The 17,069-nt window shown below is 64.8% G+C and carries 11 protein-coding genes; 8 read left to right on the top strand and 3 right to left on the bottom strand.

The window, feature by feature from the left end; all coding sequences use genetic code 11:
• The first annotated feature begins 21 nt into the window (after nt 1-21).
• On the top strand, nt 22-1,122 hold the full coding sequence (locus BM045_RS02240) for a ribonucleotide-diphosphate reductase subunit beta (protein WP_092179364.1): 1,101 nt from the start codon (nt 22-24) through the stop codon (nt 1,120-1,122).
• Nucleotides 1,123-1,126: 4 nt separating this feature from the next.
• On the opposite strand, the gene BM045_RS02235 is transcribed toward BM045_RS02240, so the two are convergent.
• Nucleotides 1,127-2,059 (bottom strand): NAD-dependent epimerase/dehydratase family protein, encoded by a 933-nt coding sequence (locus BM045_RS02235; RefSeq protein WP_092179363.1) that lies wholly within the window; start codon nt 2,057-2,059, stop codon nt 1,127-1,129.
• A gap of 88 nt (nt 2,060-2,147) precedes the next feature.
• Here BM045_RS02235 and BM045_RS02230 point away from each other — a divergent pair, with 88 nt between their 5' ends.
• The gene (locus BM045_RS02230; protein ID WP_092179362.1) at nt 2,148-3,029 is read left to right on the top strand and encodes a LysR family transcriptional regulator; all 882 of its coding nucleotides are present in this window, start codon (nt 2,148-2,150) and stop codon (nt 3,027-3,029) included.
• Nucleotides 3,030-3,047: 18 nt separating this feature from the next.
• Here BM045_RS02230 and BM045_RS02225 read toward each other — a convergent pair whose 3' ends face one another.
• Both BM045_RS02225 and BM045_RS02220 read right to left on the bottom strand, forming a co-directional pair.
• The gene (locus tag BM045_RS02225; protein ID WP_092179361.1) at nt 3,048-6,161 is read right to left on the bottom strand and encodes an efflux RND transporter permease subunit; all 3,114 of its coding nucleotides are present in this window, start codon (nt 6,159-6,161) and stop codon (nt 3,048-3,050) included.
• Between the two features lie 11 nt (nt 6,162-6,172).
• A complete protein-coding gene (locus BM045_RS02220; RefSeq protein ID WP_170848336.1) occupies nt 6,173-7,357 on the bottom strand; it encodes an efflux RND transporter periplasmic adaptor subunit in 1,185 nt (394 codons plus the stop codon).
• 198 nt (nt 7,358-7,555) lie between these two features.
• Between BM045_RS02220 and BM045_RS02215 the strand changes: the two genes are divergently transcribed.
• The 6 genes from BM045_RS02215 (at nt 7,556) to BM045_RS02190 (ending at nt 16,988) form a co-directional block, all read left to right on the top strand.
• The gene (locus BM045_RS02215) at nt 7,556-8,206 is read left to right on the top strand and encodes a glutathione S-transferase family protein (RefSeq protein WP_092179359.1); all 651 of its coding nucleotides are present in this window, start codon (nt 7,556-7,558) and stop codon (nt 8,204-8,206) included.
• A gap of 263 nt (nt 8,207-8,469) precedes the next feature.
• Nucleotides 8,470-9,369 carry a cellulose biosynthesis protein BcsN gene (gene bcsN / locus BM045_RS02210; protein ID WP_170848335.1) on the top strand — a complete coding sequence of 300 codons (900 nt, stop codon included), beginning with the start codon at nt 8,470-8,472 and terminating at the stop codon, nt 9,367-9,369.
• 2 nt (nt 9,370-9,371) lie between these two features.
• Nucleotides 9,372-11,540: a UDP-forming cellulose synthase catalytic subunit gene (gene bcsA / locus BM045_RS02205; RefSeq protein ID WP_092179357.1), complete on the top strand. Its 2,169-nt coding sequence runs from the start codon at nt 9,372-9,374 to the stop codon at nt 11,538-11,540.
• Nucleotides 11,537-13,783: a cellulose biosynthesis cyclic di-GMP-binding regulatory protein BcsB gene (locus BM045_RS02200; protein WP_092179356.1), complete on the top strand. Its 2,247-nt coding sequence runs from the start codon at nt 11,537-11,539 to the stop codon at nt 13,781-13,783. Before bcsA ends, BM045_RS02200 begins: the two co-directional genes overlap by 4 nt.
• A complete protein-coding gene (locus BM045_RS02195; RefSeq protein WP_092179355.1) occupies nt 13,780-14,838 on the top strand; it encodes a family 8 glycosyl hydrolase in 1,059 nt (352 codons plus the stop codon). Before BM045_RS02200 ends, BM045_RS02195 begins: the two co-directional genes overlap by 4 nt.
• On the top strand, nt 14,835-16,988 hold the full coding sequence (locus BM045_RS02190; protein WP_092179354.1) for a hypothetical protein: 2,154 nt from the start codon (nt 14,835-14,837) through the stop codon (nt 16,986-16,988). Before BM045_RS02195 ends, BM045_RS02190 begins: the two co-directional genes overlap by 4 nt.
• The last annotated feature ends 81 nt before the right edge of the window (nt 16,989-17,069 follow it).

Here is a 17,069-nt window from a genome sequence, read left to right as displayed (position 1 = left end):
CCCGGACCATAGGAGTTTATCATGTCCCTCGATTGGTCCAGTGACCTGCCCAAGCCCGCCGCCGCGCCCTTGGCGTCCAATGAAACCCGTATCGACACGGCCGGTGGCCGGGTCTCCGTCGACGACAAGGCGATGATCAATTGCCGGGCCGACGTGAACCAGCTGCTGCCGCTCAAGTACAAATGGGCCTGGGAGAAATATCTCAATGGCTGCAACAACCACTGGATGCCGACCGAAGTGTCGATGCAGGCCGATATCGCGCTGTGGAAGTCCAAGGACGGGCTGACCGACGATGAGCGGCATACGCTGAAGCGAAACCTGGGGTTCTTTGCCGCCTCGGAAAGCCTTGTGGCCAACAATATCGTGCTGGCGATCTACCGCCATCTGACCAATCCGGAATGTCGGCAATATCTGTTGCGGCAGGCCTTCGAGGAGGCGGTGCATACGCACACCTTCCAGTACATCGTGGAAAGCCTTGGCCTAGATGAGGGCGAGCTGTTCAACATGTATCGCGAAGTGCCGTCCATCACCGACAAGGCGGCCTGGGCGCTGAATTACACGCAGCATCTCGATGATCCCGATTTCACCACCGGCACGCCGGAGACCGACCAGGCCTTCGTGCGCGACCTGATCGCCTTCTATGTGATCTTCGAGGGCATGTGGTTCTATACCGGCTTTGCGCAAATCCTGTCGCTGGGCCGGCGCAACAAGATGGTCGGCATTGCCGAGCAGTATCAGTACATTCTGCGCGACGAGAGCATTCACCTCAACTTCGGCATCGACGTGATCAACCAGATCAAGGCGGAGAACCCGCATATCTGGACCAAGGACTTCCAGGAGGAAGCGCGCGGCATGATCAAGACCGCGGCGGAACTCGAGGCCGCCTATGGTCGCGATACCATGCCGCGCGGCTTTCTCGGGCTGAATGCCGCGCTGTGCGAGCAATATATGCATTTCATCGCCAACCGGCGCTGCGCCCAGCTGGGGCTGGCGCCGGTGTTTGCCGAGACGGAAAACCCGTTCCCCTGGATGAGCGAGGCGATGGATCTCAAGAAGGAGAAGAACTTCTTCGAGACCCGCGTCATCGAATACCAGAACGGTGGCGCGCTGAGCTGGGACTGAGCGGCTACCCCGCCGCCGCGAGGGAGCGGGCGGTGGCGGGAATGCCGGTTTCGAAGGGCGTCGGCACGAAGCCGAAGCGCGTCATGAACTTGCTCGCGTCGACGGTATAGGGACGATCCCAGGTATAGCGCACGTCCCAGACTTCCTTGATGAAGCGGGAGAACAGGCCCACGACGGGCAGTGTCCAGAGCGGCAGGACCGTCAGCTTGAGCGGCACGTTCAGCGCTACGGCGCCAAGCTGCAGCAATTGGCGCGGGGTCTGGATTTCGGCGCAGGGCATGTTCCAGACCTGACCGTAAGCGTCGTCATCGGCATCGAGCAGGGTGACGGCGGCGCGGGCAATATCGGGCGCATAGGCAAAGGCATGCGGAATGTCGGGTGGCACGATCATCGACGCGCTGCGGCCCTGGGCCAAGGCACCAAAGGTGCTCGGCCCGAGGTGGGAGGCGACGACGCCGGGACCGTAGAAGTCGGGGCAGCGCAGGGCGGCAAAGCGGACGCGGTCGCGGGCCGCCATCCAGATGGCGGTGGCGCCGGTGAGGATGGCGGCCTTTTCGCCAGCGGTGCTCAGCGCCATGTCTTCGCGGCGCGGCTCGGTCTGGGGGCCGAGCTGATAGAGATTGTCGATGAAGACCACCTTGGCGCCGACTGCGGCGCATGCCTCGACCACATTGCGGATCGTGGTGGGCCAGGCGGTTTTCCAGACCCGGGCATCATAGGGAAAGGCCACGGCGAGAAGGACATGCGTGGCGCCATCTACCGCATTGCGCACGGCGGCGGCGTCGAGCACGTCGCAGGGGATGTGTTCGAGGCCCGGCTTCAGGGTGGCGGGACGGCGGCGCTGGGCGATGCGGACGTCACCGCCGCGGGCGAGCAGGATGTCGGCGACGAGGCTACCGATGGTGCCATTGCCGATGATGACGGTGCGTTTGGTCATGGGAAAGCTCCTTGGTGATGCCCAAAGCTAGCCATGGCGGCGCTCTAACGATATTGTGGAAATTCGTGGGGTCGCTAGAACATTTATTATGAACTCGGAACTCGACTGGAATCTGGTCCGCACGTTTCTTGCCATCTGTCAGGAGGGCTCGCTATCGGGTGCGTCGCGACGGCTCGGCCTGTCGCAGCCGACGATTGCGCGGCATCTAGCGGTGCTGGAAGACTCGCTGGGCGTCGAACTTTTCGTGCGCTCGCAGCGCGGGCTGACGGCGACCGAACAGGCGCTGGAGCTGTTGCCGCTGGCCGAGGTGCTGGGGGCGACGGCGACGTCCTTCCTGCGCAAGGCGAGCGGGCCGGCTGGCGAAATCCGCGGCACGGTACGGGTCAGCGCCAGCGAGATCATCAGCGTCGAACACCTGCCGTCGATCCTGGCGCGGCTGCGGCGCCAGCATCCGCAACTGGCGGTCGAGCTGGTGGCGAGCAATGCGGTAGCCGACCTGTTGCGGCGCGATGCCGATATTGCAGTGCGCAACACCGATCCACGACAGGAGGCGCTGATCGCCAAGCGCCTGCCCTCGGCCAAGCTGGGGTTTCATGCTAGCCGGGCCTATCTTGAGCGGTGCGGCGTGCCGAGCAGCCTCGCGCAATTGGCCGAGTTCGATGTCATCGGCTTCGATACGACAACGCCGGCCATGCGCGCCATGATCGGGGACAATGCCGGCTTTGACCGTTCGGCCTTTGCGCTGCGGACGGACAGCAACCTGGTCCAGCTGGCGGCGATCCGCGCTGGCTTCGGCATCGGTATCTGCCAGGTCGGGATAGCGGCGCGGGAGCCGGACCTGGTGCGCGTGCTCGCGGAGGAGATCGATATCGACCTCGACATCTGGGTGGTGATGCACGAAGACCTGCGCGCCAACGCCCGGTGCCGGGCGGTGTTCGATGCGCTGGTGGATGGGCTCAGCCAAGTCTGATTGGCGGAAGCGGTTGCATTACTCCGCCGGCTCGGCCGGTGTATCCATGGCGTCGAGTTCACGCTGCAGCCGGGCCTCTTCCTCGACTTTGGGCTTGCTGAAGCGGGCGAGCAGCAGATAGGCGACCGGGGTGAGGTAAAGCGTGGCGACAGCCGCAATGCCGAGGCCGCCGACGATGACCCAGCCGAGCGCGGCGCGGGCTTCGGCACCGGCGCCCGAGGCCAGCACCAGCGGCACGCCGCCGAGGATGGTGGCGAGGATGGTCATCATCACCGGCCTGAGGCGGATATTGGCGGCTTCTTCCACCGCCTCGCGCACCGAGCGGCCCTGATCGCGCAGCTGGTTGGCGAATTCGACGATCAGAATGCCGTTCTTGGCCATGATGCCGAGCACCAGCACCAGGCCGATCTGGGTGAAAATGTTCATGCTGCCGCCGCTGAGCAGGATGGCATAGAGCCCCGCTGCAATGGCGAAGGGCACGGTGGCCATGACGATGATGGCGCTCCAGAAGCTTTCGAACTGCGCGGCAAGCACCAGCAGGATGATGACCAGCGCAAAGCCGAAGGTGACCAGCAAAGCATTGTTGGCCTCGCCGATGGTCTTGGCTTCCGACAGCGGCAGGATGGTGGTGCCATCGGTCAAGAGCGGCGCGGCGATGGTCAGCAGCTCGCTATAGGCGTCGCCCAGCGCCAGACCGTTTTCGAGATCAGCGGTCACCGGCACGGAGCGGCGCTGTTCCTCGCGGCGCAGCGAGGGCGGCACCGGCGCTTCGGTCAGCGTGGCAATGGTCGAGAGCGGTACATAGCGGCCTTCGCCGGTGCGCACGAACAGCGTTTCGAGGTCGCGCGGATCATTGACCGGATTGCTGGTCGACAGCATGCGCACGCTATAGCTGGTGTCATTGATGAAGACGCTGCCGACATCGCTGCCGTCGATCATGGCCTGCATGGTGGTGGCGAGGCCGTTGATGTCGATCCCCATGGCATCGGCGCGGGCGCGGTCGACGGTGAGGGTGAGCTGCGGTTGCGTCGTGTCGTAATTGACCGAGACGCGGCCGAAGCGGCCGTCGTCTTCCAGAGCTTTAGAAATCGCAGTCGCGGTTTCGGCCAGCTGGGCATAGTTGGAGCCGGTGACGGCGAACTGCAGGCCCGAACCACCGCCGCGGATGCCAAGGCTATTGCCCTGGCCGACCGAGGCGCGCACGCCGGGCACCTGGGTCATCAGGGTGGAGATTTCGGCGGCGATTTCCTGCTGGCTGCGCTCGCGCTCGCCCCAGGGGGCCAGAGTCAGCGTCATCGAGCCGCCATTGCCCCAGCCGGAGAGCACGAAGATCGACTTGATCTCGCCGCTGTCGACAAAGGGCTTCAGCATGGATTCGACCTGGGTCAGTCTTGTGCGGACGAAGTCGAGGCTGACCGTATTGGGGGCCTGGATGCGCAGGGATATCTGCGAGCGATCCTCGGAAGGGGTGATCTCCTGGCGCAGGCTGGAGAAGGCGTAATAGGACGACCCAGCAAACAGCACGGCCACCAGGATGACGATCATCGGGTTACGCAGGGCCAGCGAGAGCGTCACGCGGTAGAAGCCGGCCAGCGCCCGGCCGAGGCCGGCGAAGGGGCCACCGCTATGGTGCTTGGTATCGGCCTTGAGCAGGCGCGAGGCGACCATCGGCCCGAGCGTCAGGGCGACGACGGCCGAGATCATCACGGCGATGGCGAGGGTGAAACCGAATTCGCGGAACAGGCGGCCGGTCTGGCCATCGAGGAAGGATAGCGGCACGAAGACGGCCACGAGCGTCAGCGTGGTGGCGACGACGGCGAAGAACACTTCCTGGGTGCCGAGCACGGCGGCGGCGCGCGGGCCGGCGCCCATGGCCTTGCGGCGCATGATGTTCTCGAGAACCACGATGGCGTCATCGACGACGAGACCGGTGGCGAGCACCAGGGCCAGCAGCGTCAGGATGTTGAGCGAAAAGCCCGCGAGATACATGCCGGCGACGGCGCCGAGCAGCGCGATCGGCATGGAAATGGCCGGCACGATGATGGCGCGCCAGTCGAGGAGGAACAGGTAGATGATGCCGATGACCACGACGAGCGCGACGAGCAGCGCGATTTCAACCTCGTGCAGCGCGCCCTCGATGAAGACGGCTTCGTCGCTGGAGATGGAGAGGGTGACGCCGGCAGGCAGCGTCTGGTTGAGGCTATCGACGGCCGCATGAACGGCTTCCGAAATGGCGACGGTGTTGGACTGGGCCTGGCGGACGAGGCCAAGGCCGATGCCCGGCTTGCCATCGGCGCGGATCGAGGAGGTGCCGGCGGCGGCATCAAAGACCACGGTCGCCACATCGGAGAGGCGGGTGCGGCCGTTGATGATGATGGATTCAAAATCCGCCGGGCTGGTCACTTCGGAGACGGCGCGGACGGAGATATTCTGGTTGGGGCCGTTGATCGAGCCGGCCGGGGTATCGAGGGCCAGTGTGGTCAGAGCCGTGCGGATATCGGCGACGGTCAGACCGTGGCTGGCGAGCTTGATCGGATCGACGTCGATCTCGAAGGCGGTATCGCGCGTGCCATAGACCTGCACTTCGGCGACGCCGGGCACGGCGCCGAGGCGCTCGGCGACGACGTCTTCCACGAGAGCGCTGAGGTCAGCGGTGCTCATGCTGTCGGAGGTGACGGCGAGCTGCATGACGGCCTGGGCGTCGCTGTCGGCCTTGGAAATGGTGGGCGTTTCGACATCGTCGGGCAGCGAGCGGTCGATGCGGCTCAGCGCGTCGCGCACGTCGGAGGTGGCGATATCGAGATTGGTGCTTTCGGAAAATTCCAGCGTGACGCGGCTATTGCCGACCGAAGAGCTGGAGGAGATCGCCGTGACGCCCTGGACGCGGGCGATGGCGCCTTCGACAATGGCGGTGACTTCGCGATCGACCGTTTCGGCGGCAGCGCCGGGGAAGCTGGTGGAGATGGAGACCACCGGGCTTTCGACACGCGGCAGTTCGCGCACTTCGATGCCCAGAAGCGCGGCGAGCCCTGCCACCATGATCATGGCGTTGATGACCACGGCCATGACCGGGCGGCGCACAAAGAGCGTCGCGATGGAGCCGCCCTGTTCGTTCTTCTTGGCGATCGACATGGCGGAGCCCCCTAGTTCTGCGCTGCTGCCGTGGCGGCGGCGCTACCGTCCGGCCCTTCGAGCAGGGCGACGTCGGCGCCATCGCTCAGCTGCAGGATGCCTTCGGTGATGATCGCATCGCCTTCCTTGAGGTCGGCACGGACCAGCACGCCATCGCTATTGCGCTGGATGATTTCGGCCGGCACGCGTTTGGCTTTGCCATCGACATATTGCCAGACATAGGAGCCTTGGGCCGACCACAGGATGGCCAGCGGATTGACGGCCGGATAGCGCTCGCCTGCAAAGCTGACCGAAACGGTGAAGCTCATGCCCGAGCGCAGCACGCCGTCGGGATTGGGGATTTGCGCCTGCACCTGGAGGGTTCGGCTGGCGGGATCGAGGCGGTTATCGACGGCGGAAATATCGCCGGTAAAGACCTGGCCCGGCAGGGCGACGGCCGCGACATTGACCGACATGCCCGGCTCGATCTGACCAGTGTAGCGTTCGGGGACCCAGAAATCGATCAGGATGGTCGAGGTATCGTCCACGGTGGTGACAGGGCTTTGTGCGGCGACGTAATTGCCGGGGGTGACCCGGAGCAGACCCACAGAGCCACCAATCGGGCTGGTTATGGTGCGGCGATCGAGCTCCATCTGGGCATTGCGCAGTTCAAGCTCGGCGGTATCGGCGGCGAGCTGGGCAGCCGAGAGGGCGGTGCCGGCGACCACATTGGTGCTGGCCAGGCCTTGGGTGCGGGCCAGCGTGGCGCGGGCATCGGCGATGGCAAGGGCAGCGCTATCGACGGCGATCTGCTGCGCTGCGGCGTCGAGACGGGCGATCACGTCGCCGGCTGCAACCACCTGGCCGGGACGGACCAGCACTTCGGCCAGTTCTCCACCAGTGGCGGCAGAGACCGTCACCGAGCGATCCGGCGTGCCTTCGCCGATGGCGGTCAGGGTGTCGTTGATGGTGGAAAAGGTGACGCCAGTGGTCACGACATTGTTAACCCGAGCGGCAAAACCACGGCCACCGCCGGGCCCGCCACCGCCACCCGGACGCTGTCCGCGCGGCGCAGCATCAGCCTCCGCTGAGGCGGGTCCAAACGGCACGGCGATGCCGGCGCGGGCCAGCACTTCGGGTGCGCCCGGCACGTAAAACAACCAGGCAAACCCTGCCGCAACAAGGAGAATGACGCAAATGAGCAGCTGCCGGATCAACCCAGACCTCAATTAAACCGATGAACGAACAGGATAATTTCAATCAAGAATAGCAGATCGCTCCTAACGGCAACATTACAATCCGGTAAGGGGCTGTGCAGCAGCCGCCTGCGCGGGCAAAAATTGATCGCCACAACAACTTGCCTGCGCCAAGGAGCGGGAGGACAGTGGCGGCATGTTCCCGCTCGGAGCCTAGCCATGCTGCCCATCATAACTGCCTTCCAGAGTTCGCCCGATCGCGGCCAGGGTCTGGCGCGGGACATGCGGGTGCGATGGGCGCTGGAGGAAGTGGGGCGGCCCTATCAGGTCCGGCTGGTGTCTTTTGCCGAGATGAAGGCGCCGCCGCATCGGGCGCTGAATCCCTTCGGCCAGATTCCGACCTATCAGGAGGGTGCGCTCACCCTGTTTGAAACCGGCTCGATCATTCTGCATATCGCCAAACAGCATGCTGGGCTGTTGCCGGATGAGCCAGCCGCGCAGGCGCGCGCCATCAGCTGGATGTTTGCGGCAGTCAGTACGGTGGAACCGCCGATCCTCGAGCGGGCTTCGGCTAAGCTGTTGGAGGCGGACCAACCGTGGACGCCGCAGCGACTGCTGCTGATCGATGATCGCATCCGCGCGCGGCTGGACGAACTTGCCGCGCATCTGGGCGATGCCGAATGGCTCGATGGCGGCTTCAGCGCCGGCGACCTGATGATGGTGCATGTGTTGCTCAGGCTGGGTTCATCGGGTATTCTTGGCGCTTATCCGACCCTCTGCGCCTATCTTGCGCGAGCGCAGGACCGTCCCGCCTACCAGCGGGCCTTCGATGCTCAACTGGCGGTTTTCACGGCGGCGACATCGCGCTGATCTAGTCTTGTTTCGCCTCAAATGAATGGTCGCCAGAGCGCGAAGAACGCGCCCGATGGCGCCTTCCAACTTCTACGTATTTATCCGTAGGCCACGCCAAACCATTATGATTCCTAGATTTAACTGGGGGTTAACCCTGTTCTTTATAGGTTCGTTGCGAAACGGTTGGTCAGCAGGCAGAAGGCCGTTGGCGTGACGAAGACGACAAAAAGGTCCGCACTCGCATGCACACGCCACGACATCTGCAGGGTTGCCGCTTTGTCATGAAGACGGGCGCCCGGCTCACCCTGGTAGGCCCCTTGCTGGCAGTTTTGCTCTGCGCCTGTGCATCCACCCGCGACCTGCCGCCACAAGAGGCGCGTATCGTGGCGCCGGTCGATGCGATGATCATTCCACCGCCCGGCGGTCCCGGCATCGTCAATGTGGTGTCGACCACCTTCCCAAATGCGATCAAGCAGGACATCTCACTCGCCACCCAAGCGCGCTCGGTCGGCGAGAACAAGATTTCCATCATTGCATTCGAGGGCAAGGGCGGCGACGGCAGCGATGCCGCGCTGCGCGATATTCCCTTCACCGCGATCAACCTGACCGAAGAGGCGCTGACCGCATGGCCGAATAGCGGCATGGCGGTCTCGCCCTATTATGTGCAGAACGACTATGGCCCCTTTGGCTATGCGATCGGCCGGCCGCCCAATGGCGATACCTGCATTTATGCCTGGCAGCGCATCGAGCCGACGCTGACGCCGTCCGGTATGGTGGACCGTGGCACCATCAACGTCCGGCTACAGCTGTGCCAGCGCGGCGCCTCCGAGCAGGCATTGCTGGAAGTGATGTATCGCCTGCGGCTCAACAGCAGCGTGCATGCGCCCCGCCCGGCCCCGTCCGCGATCGGCCGCACCGCCGTGCAGATCCGCCCGATCGGCGCCGAGGGCTTTGCCAATGTCATCGACATTCCGGCGCCCGTGACACGCTCTACCACAACCACCCGCCCTGCTGCCGCTACGGTGGTGCCTGTGGCCATCACGCCTGCTCCGGGCGCGCCGATCGTACCATCACCCACAGGGGTGACGCGCGGCACCTCGAGCGTCACCGTGCCGCGTCCACCAGCATCATCCTCATCCGGTTCGGTTGTCGTTCCGAGACCATCCTCAGGGGCACAATAGCCATGAACCGTGCCCTCACTATCGCGATCTGGTTTTTAGTTTCGATCGTGATGTTCATCATCATCACCCTGCCGGTGAGCCTTGAGGTGCATCTGGTCACCGCGGTCATGCTGATCGTCGCCATGGGGGTGATCAAGACGCTCAAGCTGGATGGCAATTGGCGCCTGCTGCTGCTGACCTTCGGCACCATCATCGTTTTGCGCTACGCCTTCTGGCGCACCACCAGCACCTTGCCGCCGGTCAGCGATTGGGCCGACTTTATCCCCGGCCTGATCCTCTATCTGGCCGAAATGTACTGCATCATGATGCTGTTCCTCAGCCTGTTCGTGGTGATCCGGCCGCTGCCACTGCGCCCGAGCATCCGGCTGCGTCCAGACGATCCGGTGCCCTTCGTCGACGTTTTCATCCCGAGCTACAACGAGGATTTCGAGCTGCTGGCCGGCACGCTTGCCGCTGCCAAGGCGATGGATTATCCGGCCGATCGCTTCACGGTCTGGCTGCTCGACGATGGCGGAACCGAAGCCAAGCGCAATGATGTCGATCCTGACAAGGCTGCGGCGGCGCAGGATCGCTACGAACAATTGCAGGGCCTGTGCAACGAACTGGGCTGCCGCTACCTGACCCGAGCACAGAATGAGCGCGCCAAGGCCGGCAATCTCAACAATGGACTGGCCAATTCCACCGGCGAATTCATCGCCGTGTTCGACGCCGATCACGCCCCGGCGCGCGATTTCCTGCAAGAAACCGTGCCCTATTTTGCCCGCGACAGCCGGCTCTTCCTGGTGCAGACGCCGCATTTCTTCCTCAATCCCGATCCGCTCGAGCGCAACCTGCGCACCTTCGAGACCATGCCGTCGGAAAACGAGATGTTCTACGGCATCATCCAGCGCGGTCTCGACCGCTGGAATGCGGCCTTCTTCTGTGGCTCGGCGGCATTGCTGCGGCGCGAGGCGCTGCTGGCCAACAGCGGTTTTGCCGGTCGCTCGATCACCGAGGATTGCGAAACCGCGATCGAGCTGCATGCCAAGGGCTGGAACAGCATCTATGTCGACCGGCCGCTGGTGGCGGGCCTGCAGCCGGCGACCTTTGCCAGCTTCATCGGCCAGCGCACCCGCTGGGCGCAGGGCATGATGCAGATCCTGATCTTCAGCTTTCCGCTGTTCAAGAGCGGGCTCAAGATCGGCCAGCGGCTGAGCTACATGTCATCAACGCTGTTCTGGCTGTTTCCGCTGCCGCGCATGATCTTTCTGTTTGCGCCCTTCTGCTACCTGTTCTTCGACCTGCAGATCTTTACGGCATCGGGCGGTGAATTCGCCGCCTATACGCTGACCTATGTGCTGGTGAACCTCGTCATGCAGAACTCGCTGTTCGGGCGCTGGCGCTGGCCGTGGATTTCCGAGCTCTACGAATATATCCAGTCGGTGCATCTGCTGGGCGCGCTGCTCTCGGTGGTGCGCAATCCGAACAAACCGACCTTCAATGTGACGGCCAAGGACGAAAGCGTCGACAGGTCGCGCCTGTCCGAACTGTCGCGGCCGTTTTACCTGATCTTCCTGCTGCTGCTGCTGGCCGTAGCGATGACCGTCTACAAGGTTGCCGCCGAGCCCTATCAGGCCGAAATCACCATGGTGGTGGGCGGCTGGAATATCTTCAACCTGATCCTTGCCGGTTGTGCGCTGGGCGTGGTGTCGGAGCGGCGCGAAGTGCGCTCCAGCCGCCGCGTCAATATCGAACGGCGCTGCGAAGTGCGCGGTGCCGACGGCAATTGGGTCAAGGGCACCATGACCAATGTGTCGAGCGGCGGGCTGGCCATCCAGTTGCCGGGCGGCGCAGCGGGCCTGGGACGTGGTGCGCCGACCGTTGTGCGCTTTACGCCGCTGTCGGATATCGGCGCCAATGAGCTGTCGCTCTTCGTCCGCTCCGCCACCAGCGAAGGCAAGGGCGTGGTGCTCGGCTGCCGCTACATGCCGGAAACTGGCACCGACTACCGCCTGATGGCCGACCTGCTCTATGCCAACTCCGCAAACTGGCAGCAGCGCCAGCGCTCGCGCCAGGTCAATATCGGCATCATCCGTGGCACCATCCAGTTCCTCGGCATAGCGGTTTACCAGACCGGCCGCGGGCTGGGCTATTTCCTGCGCTTCGCCGCGGGCCGGAGGGGCGAGCCATGATGCGCACCCGCCTGCTTGTTGCCGCGCTGCTCTCGACGGTCGTGCTGCCGGTTGTGGCCCAGCCGGCGCCCTTTGACATGACGCCGGAAAGCGACCTTCGCCAGGCACCACCGCCAGCCAGCGCCCCCGCAAGCACGCCCATGGTGCCGCAGCCGGTGCTGCCGACGCGGTCGGAACATTTTCTGCTGCCCAGCAGCACCGTCCGGCTGGCAGGCGAGGAAAGCCGCGAGGCCATGGTGGTCTACCTGACCCAGGCGCAGGCCGATGCGCCGGCCCGACTGCAATTGTCCTATCTCAATGCAGTGGTGGTGGCGCCCGAAGTGTCCCACCTTGATGTCACCATCAATGGTACGCCACTGCGCCGCACCAATATTTCTTCGTCTTCGGCCCCGTCGGCGATTGTCATCGACGTGCCGAGCGGACTGCTGCGGGCCGGTGCCAATCGGGTGGAATTTTCCGCCAGCCAGCGCCACCGTACCGATTGCACGGTTGGCTCGACCTATGAACTGTGGACCGAACTGGACAGCAGCGCGGCGTTGCTGAGCTTTGAGGGTCAGAACCTCGGCCAGGTGCGCCAGCTCGCCGACCTGGCTGCCGTTGGCGTCGATGCCTCGGGCAAGACCACCATAAGGCTGATCACCCCAGACCTCGCCCAGCCCGAAGCCACCAGGGTGGCGGTCGATCTGGCGCAAAAACTGGCCCTGGCGCTGCGGGTGCCGAACCTGAATGTCGAGCGGGCGACCGAACTGTCCGAGGCGGCGATGCCGGGCGTGCTCGATGTGGTGCTTGGTCCGGTCGATCAATTGCCCGCGGAGCTGGCGCAATATACCGCGCAGGCGGGTTCGGCCTCGATCGCCGCGCTGGTGCCCCTGCCGACGGGTGCCAATACGCTTCTGGTCTCCGGCCCGACCTGGGCCGCTGTCGCCGAGGCCACCCCTGCCATCCTGACGGCGGCGCCGGTGTCGGAAGACCGCCCGCGCATTGACCTGCCCTATCCGGTCCCGACCCTATTTGGTGGACAGACCCTGTCGCTGGCCGATCTCGGCGTGCCCACCACCGAGTTCAATGGCCGCCGCTATACGACGCTGTTCCAGTTCGAGCTGCCGCCCGATTTCTATGCCAATCTCTATGGCGAGGCCGAACTGGTGCTCGACGCCGCCTATTCGGCCGATGTGCAGCCGGGCAGCGAAATCGACATCTTTGCCAATGGCCAGATCGCTTCGGCAACGCCGCTGTTGCGGACCGATGGCGGCTTGTTGCGCGACACCATCATCCGTTTCCCGATGACCAATCTGCGCGCCGGCCGCAACGAGCTGGAAGTCGTGGTCAATCTGAATGCGCAATCGGACGAGGTGTGCAGCCCCGGCTGGACCGGCGAGGCGCCGACGCGCTTCGTCTTCTCCTCCAGCACGCAGTTCCGCATGCCCGACTATGCCCGCGCTGCTTCCCTGCCCAACCTGCAGGGGCTGACCGGCTCGGCCTGGCCGTATGCCGATGACCAGCAGGTGCCGCTGGTGCTGGGCGAGGGTGACGCAGTCGCCACCGCAGCCATGACGCTGCTGGCCCGGGCGGCGACTTCTTCGGGCAAGGTGCTGCCGGTGACGATTACCGCCGAAGCCAGCCTCAGACCGGATACGAATGCGATCGTGGTAATGCCGTTGCCGCAGATGTCGCAGCCGACGCTGGAGCGTGCGGGCGTCGCCCGTGGCGCCGCGGCCAATGGCAGCAATGACGAAGGGGCGGTGCTGAACCAGTTCCGCGCCGGCGGCAATCCGAGCAATCCGTTCAATGGCGCCGCCAACTGGCTGCTCGGACGCGTTGGCCTGACGGTGGCGGACCTGCGCGTCCTGCCGCAGCGCGACGCGCCCTACCCTCTGGCGCCCCAAGGCGTCGTGCTGACGCAGACCATGCAGCCGGAAGGCGGGCTCTGGACCGTTCTCACCGCCAATGACGAGACCAGCCTGCTGGAGGGCATGCAGCGGCTGGCGGTCACCGAGCAATGGCGGCAGATCGGCGGGCGGGCCAGTGCCCTTAGCGCCAGTGACGCCGATGTCACGGCGGTCGAAACCGTCGCGCCAGTGCTCAGGCAGACCCAACCCTTTTCGATCTGGAATATGCGCCTCGTGGCAGCCAACTGGTTTTCTGGTAATATCCTGCTCTTCACAGCGGCACTGGGCGGAGCGGCCCTGCTGCTGATGCTGGCAACGGCCCTGGTTTTGGGCAGAGTGGGACGGCAGAAATGAAGGTTGCAGCCATGAGCCTGATTTTCACCCTGGCCACCGGCATGACCGGCATGACCGGCGCCAGCGCTGCCAGCGTCATCCAGCCGGCGGAATGGGCCAGCTATCTCGACGGCTTCGTGACCGATGACGGCCGCGTCGTCGACACCGCCAACAATGGCATCAGCCACAGCGAAAGCCAGGGCTATGGCCTGGTGCTGTCGGTTCTGGCCGATGACCGTGCCACTTTCGAGCGGATCTGGAGCTTTACCAATACCGAGCTTTTGGTGCGCGACGATGGGCTCGCCAGCTGGCGCTGGGATCCAGCGGCGACGCCCAGGATCACCGATACCAATAATGCCACCGATGGCGACATGCTGATCGCCTATGGCCTGGCGCTGGCTGGCGATGCCTGGTCCGACGCCGGCTTTACTGATCGGGCGCGGGTCATTGCCACGGCGATCGGCAGCAGCATGCTGGCCGACAGCGATGGCATGCCAGCCATCCTGCCGGGCGCTGCCGGGTTCAATGAACGCGAAGATGGCGTCGGCCCGATCCTCAATCCATCCTATTGGGTGTTCGAAGTGCTGCCGATATTTGCCGAGCTCGATCCATCGGTGGATTGGGCCGCGGTGTCGGAAACCGGCGTGGAGCTGGTGCGGCGTGCCCGCCTGACCAAATCCGGCCTGCCGCCCGACTGGCTGGTGCTCGATGCCGATGGCGTGGTGAAGCCGGCGCCGGATTTCCCGGTCGAATTCGGTTATAATGGCATTCGCATCCCGCTCTATATGATGCGGGCCGGGATCAACCCGGTGCTGCTCGATCCATTCCGGCAAAATGCCGATGCGTCGGGGCTCTACAAGATCGACCCGCTCACCGGCAATCGGGTCGAACCGATCTCCGAGCCCGGCTACCAGCTGATCCGCGCCGCCATGGAATGCGTGGCGGCGGGCGCGGCTGTGCCCGAAGAACTCAAGACCCTTTCGGCGACCAGCTATTATGCCGCGACACTGCAATTGCTGACGCTGGATTATCTGCGCCGCAGCCAGCCCACCTGCATGGCGGGGGCCGCATCATGAGAATTGTCGCCTATTTCATCCTGGCATCGCTGGGCATCATCATCGGCTATTCGGCCTTTGCGCAGCAGCAGAGCGGCCAATCGCGGCTCGGTGCCGAAGACATCGCTGTCCCCCTTGTCGCGCAAGCGCCAGAACAGCCGGCACCGGCTCAGCCTTCGTCCGGCGTCACCACGACGCTCGAAACGCCGCCGACGGTAGCTGCGCCAACCACGACCACCGCTCCCGCAGCTTCGACCACCGTGGACGAGACCGCCCTGCGCTATTTCGCCCGCCAGGGCGACACCGCCCGCATGCAGGCCGAGCTGGAACGGCTGCGGAGCCTGCATCCCGGCTGGGAGCCGCCGACCAATCTGCTGTCGGACGAATATGTGCCCGATGCCGATATCGTCCGCATCTGGGACCTGTTCAGCGCCGGTGACTATGCCGGCGCCCGCGCGGCCCTGGCCACCAAGCAGGCGGCTGATCCGAGTTTCGTGGCCTCCCAGGACCTGCTCGACAGCCTGGCGCTGGGCGAAGCCGGCCTGCGGCTACGCAATGCGTCCGATGCCAAGCAATATGAAACGGTGATTTCCGTCGCCGCCAACTTCCCGGCCCTCCTCACCTGCGAGAGCATCGACAATCTGTGGCGGCTGGCCGAGGCCTTTGCCCGAACCGACAATGTGCCGCGGTCGCTCGACGCCTATAGCTATGTGCTCAACAATTGCAGCGATGTGGCGCAGCGCTATGCCACGCTGCAAAAGGCCATAGAGCTGCTCGACCGCGCCGATCTGGCGCCGCTGCTGGCGCTGGAACGGCCTGCCACCGATGGCCGGGGCGAATTCGCCGACCTGCGCCTCGATCTGGCGCGCCGCGCCGTGGCCGCCTCGCTGGCCGAGGGCGGCGAAAAGCCCCTTCCCGAGGATATTACGCTGCTCGAGCAGATGGCTCAGGACAGCGCCAACGCCGAAGACATGCGCCTGCTCGGCTGGTCGGAACTGGCGCAGGATCGCAACGAAGCCGGCCGCCGCTGGTTCGAAGCGGCGATGAAGGCCGATCCGTCAGCCGCATCGGCGCAGGGCCTCGGCACTGCGCTGCTCGACTTGGGCGATCCGGAAGGCGCCGAGGAAGCGCTGGCCGACTACGCCGACGAGAGCGAGGAGATCACCGGGCTCTATCTCGATGCCTCGGCGGCCCTTCTGGCGCTGCAGCCACGGGTCGAGCTGACCAGCAATGTGCTCGGTCGCATCGTTGCGGCGGTGATGGATGCCCGGCAGGCCACGGCGGCGCAGGAGCTGGGCTGGTATGCCTATGACTTCCAGCAGCCGGAAACCGCGGTGGAATGGTTCACGCTGGCGCTGCGCTGGCAGCCCGATCTCGAACCGGCCGCCTATGGGTTGATGGTGGCCTCCAATGCACTGGGCGACACGGCGACGGTGGAAAGCATTCGCACTCGATGGGGCCCCAGCTCGGCGCGCATTGCCAGCTTCGGGCGCGACAGCGGTTCGGCGGTACCGCCGGCGCCGCAGCAGCGGGTGGTGCAGCCGACAGCCGCCCCCGCCGTCGTACAAGCCGTCCAGGTCACCCAGACCGCCCAAACCACGTCCCCGGCTACTCAGAGCAGCGGCCAGGGCTCTTCCGCCTCAGGGAGCTGCACCAGCTTCGTGCCGGCCGGCAGCCTCTCCTCCGGCGCAGCCCTCGGCCATGCCTGGTGCCTGATGCAGCTCAACCGCCCCGCCCAGGCCGTCGATCACTTTACCCGCGCATTGCAGTCCGGCTCCGAACGCACCCGCAGCGACGCCGCCTATGGCCTGTCGCTGGCCTATGTACGCCTGGGCCTCGCCGATAATGCCGCCGTTGCCGCAGCCGCCGCGCCGATCAGTGATCGCCAGGCCGTGGAACTCGAAATTGCCATTCTGTCGGAAAAAGCCATCAGCGCCTACAATATCGGCGATTATCGCCGGGCGCTCGACGCCTTGGATGCGCGGGCCCGCTATGCTCCCGAGCGCAACGACCTGCTGACCCTGCGGGCCTGGAGCTATTACCACATCAAGCGCTATCGCGAATCCCAGCGCATTTTCGAAGCCGTCGCCGCCACCGGGTATGGCGAAGCCGTTGGCGGATTGCAAGCCGCCACCGACGCCCTGGCCCGCTCGCTGCAGACCAACGACTGATCGCGCGCCGGCCGTGTTACGCCGGAAACCCCAAACATCGTCAGGGCCTTAGCCAGCGCTTTCGCGCTGGGTGAGTTGTTG

This window comes from Devosia sp. YR412, assembly GCF_900110945.1.
GTDB lineage: Bacteria > Pseudomonadota > Alphaproteobacteria > Rhizobiales > Devosiaceae > Devosia.
Note: the sequence above shows the minus strand (reverse complement) of the source record. Positions and strands in the feature narration are given on the sequence as shown.